At 40.1% G+C, this 12613-nt stretch carries 19 protein-coding genes; 7 read left to right on the top strand and 12 right to left on the bottom strand.

Annotation, left to right across the window (positions count from 1 at the left end):
• Window positions 1–65 precede the first annotated feature (65 nt).
• Both plsY and IEE86_RS01500 read left to right on the top strand, forming a co-directional pair.
• A complete protein-coding gene (plsY, locus tag IEE86_RS01505; RefSeq protein ID WP_191095617.1) occupies window positions 66–647 on the top strand; it encodes a glycerol-3-phosphate 1-O-acyltransferase PlsY in 582 nt (193 codons plus the stop codon).
• Between the two features lie 99 nt (window positions 648–746).
• Window positions 747–1034 (top strand): HesB/YadR/YfhF family protein, encoded by a 288-nt coding sequence (locus IEE86_RS01500; protein WP_191095616.1) that lies wholly within the window; start codon window positions 747–749, stop codon window positions 1032–1034.
• Between the two features lie 39 nt (window positions 1035–1073).
• Here IEE86_RS01500 and IEE86_RS01495 read toward each other — a convergent pair whose 3' ends face one another.
• The 7 genes from IEE86_RS01495 to acnA all read right to left on the bottom strand — a co-directional run bounded on the left by IEE86_RS01495 (window position 1074) and on the right by acnA (window position 5867).
• Complete coding sequence (locus tag IEE86_RS01495) at window positions 1074–1385, bottom strand: hypothetical protein (protein WP_191095615.1); 312 nt, start codon at window positions 1383–1385, stop codon at window positions 1074–1076.
• A gap of 3 nt (window positions 1386–1388) precedes the next feature.
• The gene (locus IEE86_RS01490) at window positions 1389–1811 is read right to left on the bottom strand and encodes an acyl-CoA thioesterase (protein WP_191095614.1); all 423 of its coding nucleotides are present in this window, start codon (window positions 1809–1811) and stop codon (window positions 1389–1391) included.
• A gap of 103 nt (window positions 1812–1914) precedes the next feature.
• Window positions 1915–2157 carry a small acid-soluble spore protein Tlp gene (gene tlp, locus IEE86_RS01485; RefSeq protein WP_191095613.1) on the bottom strand — a complete coding sequence of 81 codons (243 nt, stop codon included), beginning with the start codon at window positions 2155–2157 and terminating at the stop codon, window positions 1915–1917.
• Between the two features lie 16 nt (window positions 2158–2173).
• Window positions 2174–2317 carry an acid-soluble spore protein N gene (locus IEE86_RS01480; protein WP_224740726.1) on the bottom strand — a complete coding sequence of 48 codons (144 nt, stop codon included), beginning with the start codon at window positions 2315–2317 and terminating at the stop codon, window positions 2174–2176.
• A gap of 51 nt (window positions 2318–2368) precedes the next feature.
• Window positions 2369–2494: an FbpB family small basic protein gene (locus IEE86_RS01475; RefSeq protein WP_003211002.1), complete on the bottom strand. Its 126-nt coding sequence runs from the start codon at window positions 2492–2494 to the stop codon at window positions 2369–2371.
• Window positions 2495–2568: 74 nt separating this feature from the next.
• On the bottom strand, window positions 2569–3072 hold the full coding sequence (locus tag IEE86_RS01470; RefSeq protein ID WP_191095611.1) for a TlpA family protein disulfide reductase: 504 nt from the start codon (window positions 3070–3072) through the stop codon (window positions 2569–2571).
• A 65-nt stretch (window positions 3073–3137) separates the two neighbouring features.
• Window positions 3138–5867 (bottom strand): aconitate hydratase AcnA, encoded by a 2730-nt coding sequence (acnA, locus tag IEE86_RS01465; protein ID WP_191095610.1) that lies wholly within the window; start codon window positions 5865–5867, stop codon window positions 3138–3140.
• Between the two features lie 220 nt (window positions 5868–6087).
• Between acnA and sspO the strand changes: the two genes are divergently transcribed.
• From sspO to IEE86_RS01445, 4 genes are all read left to right on the top strand, one after another.
• Window positions 6088–6234, top strand: a complete 147-nt coding sequence (gene sspO, locus IEE86_RS01460; protein WP_034323737.1) for a small acid-soluble spore protein O — start codon at window positions 6088–6090, stop codon at window positions 6232–6234.
• A gap of 15 nt (window positions 6235–6249) precedes the next feature.
• Window positions 6250–6396, top strand: coding sequence for a small acid-soluble spore protein P (locus IEE86_RS01455; RefSeq protein WP_044141403.1), 147 nt, complete (start codon window positions 6250–6252; stop codon window positions 6394–6396).
• 103 nt (window positions 6397–6499) lie between these two features.
• Window positions 6500–6901, top strand: a complete 402-nt coding sequence (locus IEE86_RS01450) for an Hsp20/alpha crystallin family protein (RefSeq protein WP_191095609.1) — start codon at window positions 6500–6502, stop codon at window positions 6899–6901.
• A gap of 262 nt (window positions 6902–7163) precedes the next feature.
• Window positions 7164–7592, top strand: a complete 429-nt coding sequence (locus IEE86_RS01445) for a DUF2621 domain-containing protein (protein ID WP_191095608.1) — start codon at window positions 7164–7166, stop codon at window positions 7590–7592.
• A 19-nt stretch (window positions 7593–7611) separates the two neighbouring features.
• Here IEE86_RS01445 and IEE86_RS01440 read toward each other — a convergent pair whose 3' ends face one another.
• Both IEE86_RS01440 and IEE86_RS01435 read right to left on the bottom strand, forming a co-directional pair.
• Complete coding sequence (locus IEE86_RS01440; protein WP_191095607.1) at window positions 7612–8094, bottom strand: CcdC family protein; 483 nt, start codon at window positions 8092–8094, stop codon at window positions 7612–7614.
• 94 nt (window positions 8095–8188) lie between these two features.
• On the bottom strand, window positions 8189–8896 hold the full coding sequence (locus tag IEE86_RS01435) for a cytochrome c biogenesis protein CcdA (protein WP_191095606.1): 708 nt from the start codon (window positions 8894–8896) through the stop codon (window positions 8189–8191).
• A 208-nt stretch (window positions 8897–9104) separates the two neighbouring features.
• Here IEE86_RS01435 and IEE86_RS01430 point away from each other — a divergent pair, with 208 nt between their 5' ends.
• On the top strand, window positions 9105–9278 hold the full coding sequence (locus tag IEE86_RS01430; RefSeq protein ID WP_411955673.1) for an aspartyl-phosphate phosphatase Spo0E family protein: 174 nt from the start codon (window positions 9105–9107) through the stop codon (window positions 9276–9278).
• Between the two features lie 264 nt (window positions 9279–9542).
• Here the strand turns inward: IEE86_RS01430 and IEE86_RS01425 are convergent, their stop codons facing one another.
• The 3 genes from IEE86_RS01425 to tkt form a co-directional block, all read right to left on the bottom strand.
• Window positions 9543–9761, bottom strand: coding sequence for a YneF family protein (locus tag IEE86_RS01425; RefSeq protein ID WP_003212379.1), 219 nt, complete (start codon window positions 9759–9761; stop codon window positions 9543–9545).
• 84 nt (window positions 9762–9845) lie between these two features.
• Window positions 9846–10292: a sporulation inhibitor of replication protein SirA gene (gene sirA, locus IEE86_RS01420; RefSeq protein ID WP_191095604.1), complete on the bottom strand. Its 447-nt coding sequence runs from the start codon at window positions 10290–10292 to the stop codon at window positions 9846–9848.
• A 196-nt stretch (window positions 10293–10488) separates the two neighbouring features.
• Complete coding sequence (gene tkt, locus IEE86_RS01415; RefSeq protein ID WP_191095603.1) at window positions 10489–12492, bottom strand: transketolase; 2004 nt, start codon at window positions 12490–12492, stop codon at window positions 10489–10491.
• Between the last annotated feature and the right edge of the window lie 121 nt (window positions 12493–12613).

The raw sequence follows: 12613 nt of genomic DNA, 5'->3' as shown, positions 1-12613 counted from the left end.
CCATGTTTTTCATAAGATCATGTTAAAATGTAAGACAAGAGGGAGAATATAAAGGAGTTATGCAGATGTTAATTGCTTTGATGTTTATTTTGGCTTATCTACTCGGCAGTATTCCATCCGGTCTCATTGTCGGGAAAGCTGCAAAGGGAATCGATATCCGTGAACATGGCAGCGGGAACCTAGGTGCGACAAATGCATTTCGTACGCTTGGGATAAAAGCAGGGTCTATCGTTATTACAGCTGATATTTTAAAGGGGACTCTCGCTTCAGCTCTACCGTTTTTCATGCAACTGGACATTCACCCCTTACTAGCAGGAGTTGCTGCTGTTATCGGTCACAGCTTTCCTGCCTTTGCAAAATTTAAGGGTGGAAAAGCAGTCGCTACATCAGGTGGCGTATTGCTATTTTATGCCCCGTTCTTATTTATCACGATGATCGCTGCTTTTTTCTTATTTTTATACATTAGTAAATATGTGTCTTTATCATCAATGCTGACTGGGATCTATACATTCATTTACAGCATATTCACCCAAGACCTATTCTTAATTATTGTTGTAGCTGTTCTTGCTGGCTTTGTGATCTTCAGACACATCGCGAACCTCAAACGAATTCTCAACAAAACTGAACCGAAAATCAAATGGCTCTAGCCGTTTATGACGTTTAAATATGTGGTAAAGTACAGAAAAGCTGTTTTTGCATCCTGCATTTTAAAAAAACAGCATGACTTTCAAAAAGGGGCGATCACATTGAAATTAACGATAAATGATGATGCACTGAATTGGTACAAGGATGAACTGGATTTAGAAAAAGGTGATCATGTTCGCTTTTTTGTGAGATATGGCGGGTGCAGTAATGTACAAAAAGGCTTTTCTCTCGGCGTCGCAAAAGATGAACCTCAAAATGTAGGCGCAACCGCTGAATTAGAAGGTATTACTTTCTTTATTGAGGAAAGTGATATTTGGTATTTTGACAACCATGATCTGCATATTGATTATAACGAGTCCGTGAAAGAACCAGAGTTTCATTATGAATAAGCAAAAAAGATACCTCATCCCTCGGGTATCTTTTTTGTTTTATACCTCAATATATAGCCCATACTCCTGAATGTTTCCTAAAGACCGCTCCTTTTGCAAGATCCTTTCTTGCCATTCACCGATCAGGTCAAAGTGAGGAAAGCCTTCACGAACATGAATCCATTCTTTTTTTAAACCATGTGTTTCTCCCCAAGCAATTAATTGCCCTATATCCTGACAAGCTGCCTTTGTGACTGTATTGGCATTTGGAAAACGGTCATCCAGCCAATAGTGTGTTAAAAGGGCGACTTTTCCTTGCCTAACAGTTGATTTCCACGCATTCAAATCGCTTCTTTTAATACCAAATGCCATAGATTAACCCTGCTTTTTCGACTGTTCGTATACTTTGTGCCAGGCAGGGAAGGCTTTTCTAAATTGAATAGGCCTGAAGGTGTCTTTGTCTACACAAATATGTGAGGTTGTCCCTGTAATCGCCGTTTGTCCATCTGGCTTTTGAATTTCATAGCCATATACTGTTTTGACACCATTGTATTCTTCAATCCACGTATGGATGATTGCTGTTTCGCCGTAGAGTAGCGGCTTTTTATATTGAACCTGAAGATCTACAACAGGTGCAAGGACACCGTCTGCTTCTAGCTGCGCATAGGAAAATCCTAGTTCTTTAATCAACGCAGTTCGGCCGACTTCCATCCAAATTAAATAATTGGCATGATAAACAATGCCCATTTGATCTGTTTCTGCATAACGAACTTCTATTTCTTTTTTGGATACATACACGTTTTCATCGCTCTCCTATCGAAACCTAAGGTCTCTGCCATTTTACCACATTCCTAAAGGTTCTTCTAAAAAGAGACAATAAAATAAACCAGGAATCCCTGGTTTATTCGGTATAGCCATTCTTTCTTGCTGCTTCTTCGTCCTTGATCTCAGAACGCATCGCGTCAATACTCATTTTTCGGTTTTCATTTTTTTGCTTGATCATTTGCTTTTCTGCATCCGTCGAAAAGGCCATTGCTGCTTCAGATTCATCTATATTTTCGAGGCTGTTCTCGATCATATCTTGCAGCTTTTCAACATTATCAGAACGATCATCTGGATTGGATTGATATGACTCGTTATTCATGATGATTCCCTCCTTATTATTCGCCCTTCGTCTGTATCACATCAGGCTGTTCATTTGTTTTATTATGCATCTTTTTACCTTTATTGCGTTTGTATGCTACAGGTTTTGTCCCTAAATGGTCTGGTGTAAACTGCGCTTGTTTATCATGCTCTCTACCCATCATTCATCCCTCCCTCTTCTTTAGGATGAACGAAAACGAATAATTCATAACTTATTTCTGTCTAAATCGCTCTTCCAACTTTTCTTCAAGCTGGTTTAAAAATTCCTCATTGCTTAATAATTCTTTCTTATTTTCAAGCACAAGCTCTTCAAATGTGCGGCGTTTTCTTCTTCTCATTCCACTCACCTCCAGTATATGCATAAATTCATTTTCGCCAAAATATTTAGAAAATAAGCAAAAGAGCTGAATCATTATAGATCCAGCTCTGTTTCAATTTCTTTTTTTGTCAGCATTTGATGCTTCACAGACATGATGCGTCCTTTTTCATCTAATATGTATGTAGTTGGATATGAAAGCACCTGATACCTCGCTTGAATGCCTTTTTGGTCCAATAAAACAGGAAAGCTCAGCTTTAATTCATCTCGAAATGCTGCGACATGATCTACACTCTTTTCAGTGGTCGTCAAATTCACTGCTAGTACTTCGACTTGATCGTTTTCACTTCTAATCGCATCTAAATCCGGCATTTCCGCTTTGCATGGCTTACACCATGTCGCCCAAAAATTGACGAGCACCTTTTTCCCGCGATAATCAGATAACGATACGGTTTTACCGTCAAGTGTTTTGAGCTCAAAATCAGGGGCCTGATCCCCTTTTTCAAGACCAATGGCCGGCTCTTTTGGGCCAAATAAATTCCACGCAAGTAAACCAATCAACACAAGTAAAACAGCGCTTGCCATTCCTTTTTTCCACATGATTGATCCTCCACTATGTTAAAAAAGAAGAGAAAGCTTTCGAGCGCCTTCTCTTCTTCGCTTTATTAGTTGCTTGCCAATTTTTCGCGCAGTACCATTTGAAGAATACCGCCATGACGATAGTAGTCAATTTCGACTTCACTATCAAAGCGAACAAGCACTTCAAATGTTTTCTCATTGCCATCTGTATCAATTGCCTTCACAGTGACAAGATCACGCGGACGAACTGTTTCATCAACATCAACTTCAAATGTTTCCGTTCCTGTGAGTCCATGAGTCTCTGCACTTTCTCCGTCCTTAAACTGTAAAGGAAGTACGCCCATGAAGACAAGGTTACTTCTGTGGATACGCTCAAAGCTTTCAGCTAGAACAAATTTGATGCCAAGAAGGTTTGTTCCTTTTGCAGCCCAGTCACGTGAAGAACCCATTCCGTAATCTTTACCCGCTAAGATCGCAAGACCCGTTCCATCTTCTTTATAACGCATGCATGCATCATAAATTGATGTCACTTCACCAGTTGGCCAATACGTTGTATATCCGCCTTCTGTGCCTGGTGCAATTTGGTTCTTAATACGGATGTTTGCAAATGTGCCTCTCATCATCACATGGTGGTTACCACGTCGAGATCCGTATGAGTTAAAGTCTCTAGGCGATACGCCTCTTTCTTGCAAGTATTTACCTGCAGGTGTGTCCTTCCCAATCGCTCCAGCTGGAGAAATATGGTCAGTTGTGACAGAGTCGCCGAACTTCGCGACTACGCGCAAGCCTTTAAGCGGTTCAACTTTACCAGGTTCAACTGATAGGTTCTCAAAGAATGGCGGGTTCGCAATGTATGTGGAATCTTCATCCCATTTATACAAGGCATCATCCGTCGTTTTAATTTCATTCCAGCGGTCATTGCTGTCGAAAACAGTTTCATACTCTGAGCGGAATAACTCAGGTGTGACAGTGCTTTTCACGACACTATTGATTTCGTCCATTGAAGGCCAAATGTCATTGAAATAAACGTTTTCACCATTTTTATCCACACCGATAGGATCTTTTGTTAAATCAATATTCACCGTTCCAGCAAGTGCATACGCCACAACTAATGGTGGAGATGCAAGGTAGTTCCCCTTCACAAGCGGATGGATACGCCCTTCAAAGTTACGGTTACCTGATAAAACAGAAGTGATCAGCAAATCATTTTCAGAAACAGCATCTTCGATTTCTTGTGCAAGAGGCCCTGAGTTTCCGATACATGTTGTACAGCCATACCCGACAATGTTAAATCCAAGGTCTTTTAGATATGGAAGAAGTCCTGAGTTCACAAGATATCCTGTTACAACCTTTGAACCTGGCGCTAGTGACGTTTTCACATAGTTTGGTACCTTCATACCAAGCTCACTTGCTTTCTTCGCGACAAGACCTGCTCCGATCAATACATATGGGTTAGAGGTGTTCGTACAGCTCGTAATTGCTGCAATCGCAATCGCGCCTGTCTTCATCACAGCTTTTTCGCCGTTTGCAAGATCAAATTCGATTTGTTTATCCAGCTCTGATTTTTCTAAGCCGAATCCTTGGTTTCCTGCTGGGCTTTCAATATGTTTATGGAACGTCTCTTTCATTTCAGAAAGTGGAATCAAATCTTGTGGACGTTTTGGACCAGATAAGTTTGACTCGATTTTAGAAAGATCAATTTCCACAACATCAGTAAAAATTGGCTCTTCTGCATCTGGCGTATAGAATAAACCATTTGCGCGAGAATATTCTTCAACGATATTAATTTGCTCTTCATCACGGCCAGTGAGACGTAGGTAAGCAAGAGCTTCCTCATCTACTGGGAAGAATCCGCAAGTAGCACCGTATTCAGGCGCCATGTTCGCAATCGTTGCACGATCCGCTAACGGCAACTGTGCAACACCTGGTCCGAAGAATTCAACAAACTTGTTCACAACGCCTTTTTCACGTAGTACTTGTGTGACCTTTAATGCTAAGTCAGTTGCAGTTGTTCCGTTTGGAAGCTCTCCAACTAATTTAGCGCCAATCACTTCTGGTACTGGGAAGTAAGAAGGTTGACCAAGCATACCAGCTTCCGCTTCAATACCGCCAACGCCCCATCCAAGTACACCGATACCATTAATCATGGTTGTATGAGAGTCAGTACCAACTAGCGTATCTGGGTAAGTAATGATCTCACCGTCTTCTTCAATCGCATGAACAACACTTGCAAGATACTCTAAGTTCACTTGGTGAACAATCCCTGTGGCAGGCGGAACAGCTTGATAGTTATTAAACGCTTTCTTTGCCCAGCTAAGGAAGTTATAACGCTCTGCGTTACGTTCGAATTCTAAATCCATATTAATGTTTAGCGCGTCTTCAGTTCCAGCTTTGTCAACTTGTACTGAGTGGTCAATGACAAGGTCAACTGGAATTTCAGGGTTGATTTTATCCGGGTCTCCTCCGACATCTGCCATTGCTTTTCTTAAAGATGCAAGGTCAACGACGGCTGGTACACCCGTAAAGTCTTGTAAAATAACACGAGATGGTTTAAATGGAACGTCAATCTCTTTTACCTCGGCAGTTCCCCATTTTGCCAAGTTTTCAACGTGTTCCTTTTTGATCACTCTACCGTCTACTTGGCGAAGCACTGATTCTAACAGTACCTTAATGGAATAAGGCAACTTAGAAACATTTCCAATTCCTTGTTTCTCTAGTGCTTCTAACGAATAATAGTGATATGTTTTCCCGTTTGTCGAAAACGTTTTTCTAGATTGAAAAGCGTCTTGTTTAGCGACTTGCTGCTGTTTCGACATGTCCAAAATCCCCCTTTTGATGATCAAGATCAATTTCAATTCTCAGAAAAATCGTCGTATTTCACCACAATTTTCTCACAATTTCATCTTAAAACAAATTCATACATAAGTAAATAACAATGCTTTTATTAAATTCAATAAGTTTATCTTATCATTAGGAAATGATTACTCTTCATAAACCAAGCGGTGCGGGGTCAGACTATATATGAGGTGATAGAACATGACAAAACGAAAAGCAAATCATGTGATTGACGGCATGAACGCAGCCAAAAGCCAAGGAAAAGGTGCAGGCTATATTGAAAATGATCAGCTCGTTTTAACAGAAGAACAAAGGCAAAATAATAAAAAACGCAAAAAGAATCAATAAGAAAGGAGCAAAATCATGACGAATAAAAACTCAGGGAAAGACATCCGTCAAAACTCTCCTAAGGAGCATCAAGGCGGACAGCCTGAGCCATTATCAGGCAGTAAAAAAGTAAAGAACCGAAACCATACAAGACAAAAGCACAATTCACATCATGACATGTAAACATCCCCCTCTCATCCCGTGAAACAAACGGGATGTTTTAGGTCTTTCACACATTTCAGTTTTCAACATATGATTTATTATGAGATGTGATGGAGGAGTATTTATGGAGAATGAACAGCAAGCGAATGCCTCTGATTTTCTGGAAATAGATGATTGGCTTAATGTCTTAATGGATGATCCATTTGCCTGGTATGATGAACACCTCCCAATTGATCTTTATGAAACAAGCCGTGACTATATTATTGAGATTGATGTCTCCACCCTAACGATCACTGATGTAAAGCTGACCTTCGCCGGCTATGAGCTCACTCTAGCTTTCACGGCACAAAAGCCAAATGATGAAGGCGAACAGCAAATTGAAAAAAGCGTCATGCTCCCTTTTTATTTGAATAACAAAGACATTAACACAGTATACGAAAACAGAATCATATCAATAAAAATTAGAAAATATTCTCGCCATCAAGACGGCGCATTTTCCTTTCAAATGCCGCATATCAAACATTAAGAGCCCACCTTCATGTAGGTGGGCTCTCTTCCGTTCAGTTCAAGTCAATCCCTTTTGCGAACCACCATGGCCAAATAGTAGAGTCGCTATACGATAATGTATTCTTTTTCTACCAGATGGTTTGGGTCATTCTAGTAAATAGGCGGCAATCAATGAAAAGGGGCGTTTTATAGAGATGAGAGACATACATTTTTGTTATTTTCTTCTATCATCTCTTCATGTAAAATAAGATAGAGAGATAAGGGGTATAAGGAGTGAGAACATGTTAAGCGGCTGGTTTTTGTGGTTCATTTTATTTTGGGGTACAGTGATGATCGGATTACTTGCAATCGGTGGCTTTTTTATGTTTCGAAAATTTTTAAAACGATTGCCGAAGGAAGACGGGAAATCAGAACTTGATTGGCAGGATGAATATATTCAAAAGAGCCTTCATCTATGGCGGGATGAGGACAAACAGCTTTTAAATGAGCTAGTATTACCAGTTCCAGAGCTATTTAGAGATGTCGCCAAAGAAAAAATTGCCGGTAAAGTTGGCGAGCTGGCATTAAAAGAACAGGCCGCCAGTATTAATTTAGACTTAATCATCCGCGGTTATATCATCGCTACGCCAAAGCGGGATCATAAGTTTTTACTTAAGCGCCTTCAAGAAAAAAATATCGATCACACGCCATACGAATCGCTATTTAAATAACCTCCTTTAAAAAGGAGGTTTAATTCATTTGAGCCTGCTGCAAGTCTAATTGTTTAGACAGCTTTCTAAACGACAAATACATGGCGACCCGCCAAGGCACGATCATGCCAAATGCAAGAATCCAAAACATCCCGCTTAACGCACCATAATCAATGGAAGAACTCAGAATGGTCTTCATGCCAATACGAATAACAAGAAGACCAATGAGAATAAACACAAATGCTTTTGAACGCTTCAAATAGATTTCATTGCCTCTAATTTCAAATTTCGATGTTTTAATTAGGAATATAGAGAAAAACATCCCCACTGTAATCGCCTCAAGAAATTCGGCTCCAGTGACTTGAAACATAGGAATCAAAAACATCAGTGCACCAGTGCTCATGAAAATAGGAGGTAAAATAATTTTTTTCGCGGTTGCAGGTTTTGCAGATGATTTAATGCGAATAAACATGACGGCTACCGCCATACATACCGCAATTATAGAAGAGATTATGATCATCATATCAAATCATTCCTTTATTCTTTAAGGTCAGTCTATGTATAATATACTCCAATTGACGAAAAAAAACCATTCGCCGCGACTGTAGAAAACGATTTCAAAAACCTGTAAATCCTCCAAACAACGATGAGAACATAATGATAATCCATGTTAGAAGATCAAAGAACAGTAAAATTCCAACCACAATCATAATGACCCCGCCGATTCTCATGATGAGCTGCTGACGCTTTCTGATCCACGCCATTTTCGTGATGAAAAAGGAAAGAATGAAAAATGGAATGGCAAATCCTAAAATATACGCAATCATATACATCACAGCCGACTCCGGATTGTTACTCGCAAGTGTGATGACGGCGGATAAAATAGGGCCTGTACAAGGAGTCCATCCAGCAGCAAAACCCATTCCGATGAGGATCGATCCAAAAAAACCAGCAGGACGATTTTTGAACTGCATTCTCTTTTCTCCCATGAGAAAAGAAGGCTGAAATATACCAAGAATCATAAAACCAAAGAAAATAATGAGAATGGCCCCAATTTGACGAATCGCTTGATGGTATTCAATGAAAAACGAACCAACGAACGATGTCCCAAAGCCAATCGCAATAAAAATGATAGAGAAACCAATTAAAAAGAATAATGTATGAAGCAGACTTCTTCTTCTCAGCATCACCTTCTCAGATTTCACTTCATCTATACTAACGCCCGTAATATACGATAAAAAGGCTGGATAAAGCGGCAGACAGCACGGTGAGATAAAAGAAAGAAACCCTGCTCCAAAAGCTAAAAAGTAATTCAAATCTGACAAAAGAACACCCCCTTCTTACAATATACAATAAGAGATGACAAAATCATTTCATTTTTTTTACATCCTCTCAATAAAGATGGTCTATTCTCTTAAAACCTTATATAATTTAATTTGACATTGAGATAACGAATCCTTTAAATTTGAAAATAAACCTTAATATGGATATAATAGAATCGATTCTTTTTATCAAGATTTGCATGAAAGGAACATGACTTTGGTAAAAACATCATTATTAACTCAAATTGAAGAAAAAAGAGAAGAGCTGATGAAAGTTGTCTTGGATAATGGCATGACATCAACTGTGACCATCGAACATAGCCAGCAGCTAGATCATCTCCTCTTACAATATCAACGACACTTACACTCAAACTCAGCCAACTAATCATATCTCATGATATCCATCATGCCGCACGATTTTTAGAACAGTTGATATGTGTGACCATAAACGAAACAAAAACCTCTGATCACAGGGGTTTTTTGTTGTTTAACATGATGAATGACGCCATAATAAAAACCACCTTCCCTGCTTCATTCATGCAAGTACAGTGGTTTTAAGCGTCTGATGAAGGTGAATTCAATAAAGATAGGACAACGCTTGTCCATTCTTTATAACCATGTTCCATCTATGATCATAATATCGTACGTATTATTTCGCTTGGTTGTTCATGGCTTTCATCATTTGATTGATTTTCTTTTGGGACGGTTTCATGCCCATCTGCATCATCATCATTCGAAGCATTTGTTCATTAATTGGTGGATTCTTTTTCAAGTAGCTCATCATATACTTACGAGCAATAAAGAATCCGAGTGCAACTCCTGCAAGCAGTGCAACAACGCCTACAAGGATGACAACCCATAAATCCATAATTCTTCCTCCTTCATGTTGTCTCGTATAAAGTGTACTAAACAAAAGGCTATTATACAACATTTCGCGTTCAATTTTATTTTTTTAAACAAAATTCCTCACTTTTACCGGATTGAGCCATCCATGCTTCTTTGATCCAAAGTCCATCGCTAGGAAGCAAGGACTAATTTTTCTAAGCACCTCAAAAAACACCGCTTCTGCCTCATAACTGCCCGTGGCAGACATTTGGATATAACGATCTTTGATAATGAATGCAGCTGTCCCTTTTCCATCTGGTAGTGAGGCGCTGTAAATCGAGCCTATTTGTGTATAGTGAATGTTCGTTAAGTTGTTCAATAATCGCTGATGCATATGAAAAGCAGGGATTCGTTTCGTCACGTAATCCACTTGCTTAACAAGCATGACTAACTCATCGTCCGTACGGTTCGTCCAGTGTAACGACTCAAACAAATGAAATAAAATCGATTCTCTGCCAAAATAATGATGAGCAAACTCATCCTCAATCCAATAAATATAATAATGGCGTTCCATGTCTATCCCTTCCTTTCACATTTCGTCAATCTCATTTATTGCTTGTATTATACAAAAATGTGAAGGAAAGAATTGTCTATATATGAAGCAAGAAGAAACTAGTTTTGTCAAAAAAACAAGAAAAAGAAAAAAGTTTGCAGAGCGGGTGGAAATGCTCTGCAAACAGATGACAAAAATTATGATGCTTGGAGATCGATTATTTATTCAGCTTCGCTTTCACGCGGCTGACCACATTGCTGACAGTAAATCCGTATTTCTCAATAATGGTTTCACCTGGTGCAGAAGCGCCAAATTTATCAATTGCAATCACGTCACCATCAAGGCCCGTGTAACGCTCCCAGCCAAGTGAAGCACCCATTTCAATCGCAATACGTGCTCTCACTGCTTTAGGAAGAACTGATTCTTTGTATTCGTCTGACTGCTGATCGAAGCGATCCCATGCTGGAAGGCTGACAACAGATGCGCGGATACCCTCTTTTTCAAGTGCCTTTTGCGCTTCAATCGCTAATCCTACTTCAGAACCTGAAGCGAGCAGAAGTGCTTCAGGCTGTGCATCAGCAGCTTCAACGACGACATATCCGCCTTTTTCTACTCCCTCATACGCCTTCTCTGGTGCTTGATCAATCGTTGGAAGGTTTTGACGAGTAAGAACTAGTGCTGTCGGTTTATCCGTTGATGATACAGCCAGTTTCCACGCTGCAGCAGTTTCGTTTCCATCTGCTGGGCGAATGACAGAAAGATTAGGCATCGCACGTAATGAAGCAAGTTGTTCAACCGGCTCATGTGTTGGCCCATCTTCACCGACAGCGATACTATCATGCGTAAAGACATAAGTCACTGGAAGACCCATTAAGGCCGCAAGACGAATAGCTGGTCGTAAGTAATCTGAGAATACAAAGAACGTTCCACCGAATACACGAAGGCCGCCGTGAAGTGCCATACCATTTAACGCAGCACCCATTGCAAATTCTCTAACACCGAACCAAATATTCTTGCCAGCATAATTATTTTTACCAAAGTCGTCTGTGTTTTTAATCGTTGTTTTATTTGATCCAGCAAGGTCAGCAGACCCACCAATAAAGAAAGGTACTTGTTTCGCAATGCCGTTTAATACCTCGCCAGAAGAAGCGCGAGAGGCAAGACTTGAGCCAGCTTCATAAACAGGAATTTCTTGATCCCAATTCTCAGGAAGCTTTCCTTCGATCGCAAGCTTCAGCTGGGCTGCTAGCTCTGGATATTCTTTTTCATATTGCTCGAATAGCTCATTCCACGCTGCTTCTTTTTTCTGGCCAGCGTCTTTTACAGCTTCTTTGAAATGATCGTACACTTCAGAAGGGACATGGAAATCTTCTTCAAACGTCCAAGAATAGGCTTCCTTCGTCAGCTTTGCTTCCTCGCTGCCAAGCGGTGCACCATGCACACCAGAGGTTCCCGCACGGTTTGGAGATCCGAAACCGATCGTTGTTTTCACTTCAATAAGTGTAGGTTTGTCCGTGCTTTGTTTCGCTTTTTCAATAGCAGCCGTCACTTCTTGAATGTTGTTGCCGTCTTTAACGTAAAGAACTTCCCAGTTCATCGCTTCAAAACGATTCTTCACATTTTCAGAGAATGAACGATCTAGGTCGCCATCTAAAGAAATATCATTTGAATCATATAGAACAATTAATCGGCCTAAGCCTAAGTGACCAGCAAGTGAAGCAGCTTCAGAGGAAATGCCCTCCATTAAGTCTCCATCTCCGCAAATGCTGTATGTATAGTGATCTACAACATTATAGTTGTCTTTGTTATACGTTTCCGCAAGATGTCTTTCTGCAAGTGCCATTCCAACAGCCATGGCAATCCCTTGTCCTAATGGACCTGTTGTGGCATCTACGCCTTCTGTGTGTCCAAATTCGGGATGTCCAGGTGTTTTGCTTCCCCATTGGCGGAATTGTTTTAAATCTTCAATGCTAAGGTTGTATCCGCTTAAATGAAGCATGCTATATAGAAGCATAGAACCATGTCCAGCAGATAAAACGAAGCGGTCTCTGTTAAACCAATTTGGGTTTTGCGGACTTACGTTTAAGTGATTCGTCCATAAAGCGTATGCCATTGGTGCAGCACCCATTGGCATTCCAGGGTGACCGGAATTTGCTTTTTCAATTGCGTCTATGGAGAGAGTACGTATTGTTGCAATAGATTTCAATTCAATCGTTTCCATATAAATCCCCTTCCGTATCTTGTGTACACCATTATCATAAATCTACTGTCCTTTTTTCACAACTATTTCACGCTGAAAAAGAAGGATTTTGTCACATTTAGTTTATCGATCACCTAAAAAC

The organism is Bacillus crepusculi, assembly GCF_014764715.1.
In the GTDB taxonomy this organism is placed as follows: domain Bacteria; phylum Bacillota; class Bacilli; order Bacillales; family Bacillaceae; genus Bacillus.
The sequence above is the reverse complement of the archived record's forward strand: the minus strand, read 5'-3'. Positions and strand labels throughout refer to the sequence as shown.

Bases quoted from the DNA above. Each gene is read 5' to 3' on its own strand.
- plsY (WP_191095617.1), top strand. From the start codon at position 66: ATGTTAATTGCTTTGATGTTTATTTTGGCTTATCTACTCGGCAGTATT.
- IEE86_RS01495 (WP_191095615.1), bottom strand. From the start codon at position 1,385: ATGGCATTTGGTATTAAAAGAAGCGATTTGAATGCGTGGAAATCAACT.
- tlp (WP_191095613.1), bottom strand. From the start codon at position 2,157: ATGAATAACGAGTCATATCAATCCAATCCAGATGATCGTTCTGATAAT.
- IEE86_RS01480 (WP_224740726.1), bottom strand. From the start codon at position 2,317: ATGGGTAGAGAGCATGATAAACAAGCGCAGTTTACACCAGACCATTTA.
- IEE86_RS01475 (WP_003211002.1), bottom strand. From the start codon at position 2,494: ATGAGAAGAAGAAAACGCCGCACATTTGAAGAGCTTGTGCTTGAAAAT.
- IEE86_RS01470 (WP_191095611.1), bottom strand. From the start codon at position 3,072: ATGTGGAAAAAAGGAATGGCAAGCGCTGTTTTACTTGTGTTGATTGGT.
- acnA (WP_191095610.1), bottom strand. From the start codon at position 5,867: ATGTCGAAACAGCAGCAAGTCGCTAAACAAGACGCTTTTCAATCTAGA.
- sspO (WP_034323737.1), top strand. From the start codon at position 6,088: ATGACAAAACGAAAAGCAAATCATGTGATTGACGGCATGAACGCAGCC.
- IEE86_RS01455 (WP_044141403.1), top strand. From the start codon at position 6,250: ATGACGAATAAAAACTCAGGGAAAGACATCCGTCAAAACTCTCCTAAG.
- IEE86_RS01450 (WP_191095609.1), top strand. From the start codon at position 6,500: ATGGAGAATGAACAGCAAGCGAATGCCTCTGATTTTCTGGAAATAGAT.
- IEE86_RS01445 (WP_191095608.1), top strand. From the start codon at position 7,164: ATGTTAAGCGGCTGGTTTTTGTGGTTCATTTTATTTTGGGGTACAGTG.
- IEE86_RS01440 (WP_191095607.1), bottom strand. From the start codon at position 8,094: ATGATGATCATAATCTCTTCTATAATTGCGGTATGTATGGCGGTAGCC.
- IEE86_RS01430 (WP_411955673.1), top strand. From the start codon at position 9,105: ATGACTTTGGTAAAAACATCATTATTAACTCAAATTGAAGAAAAAAGA.
- IEE86_RS01425 (WP_003212379.1), bottom strand. From the start codon at position 9,761: ATGGATTTATGGGTTGTCATCCTTGTAGGCGTTGTTGCACTGCTTGCA.
- sirA (WP_191095604.1), bottom strand. From the start codon at position 10,292: ATGGAACGCCATTATTATATTTATTGGATTGAGGATGAGTTTGCTCAT.
- tkt (WP_191095603.1), bottom strand. From the start codon at position 12,492: ATGGAAACGATTGAATTGAAATCTATTGCAACAATACGTACTCTCTCC.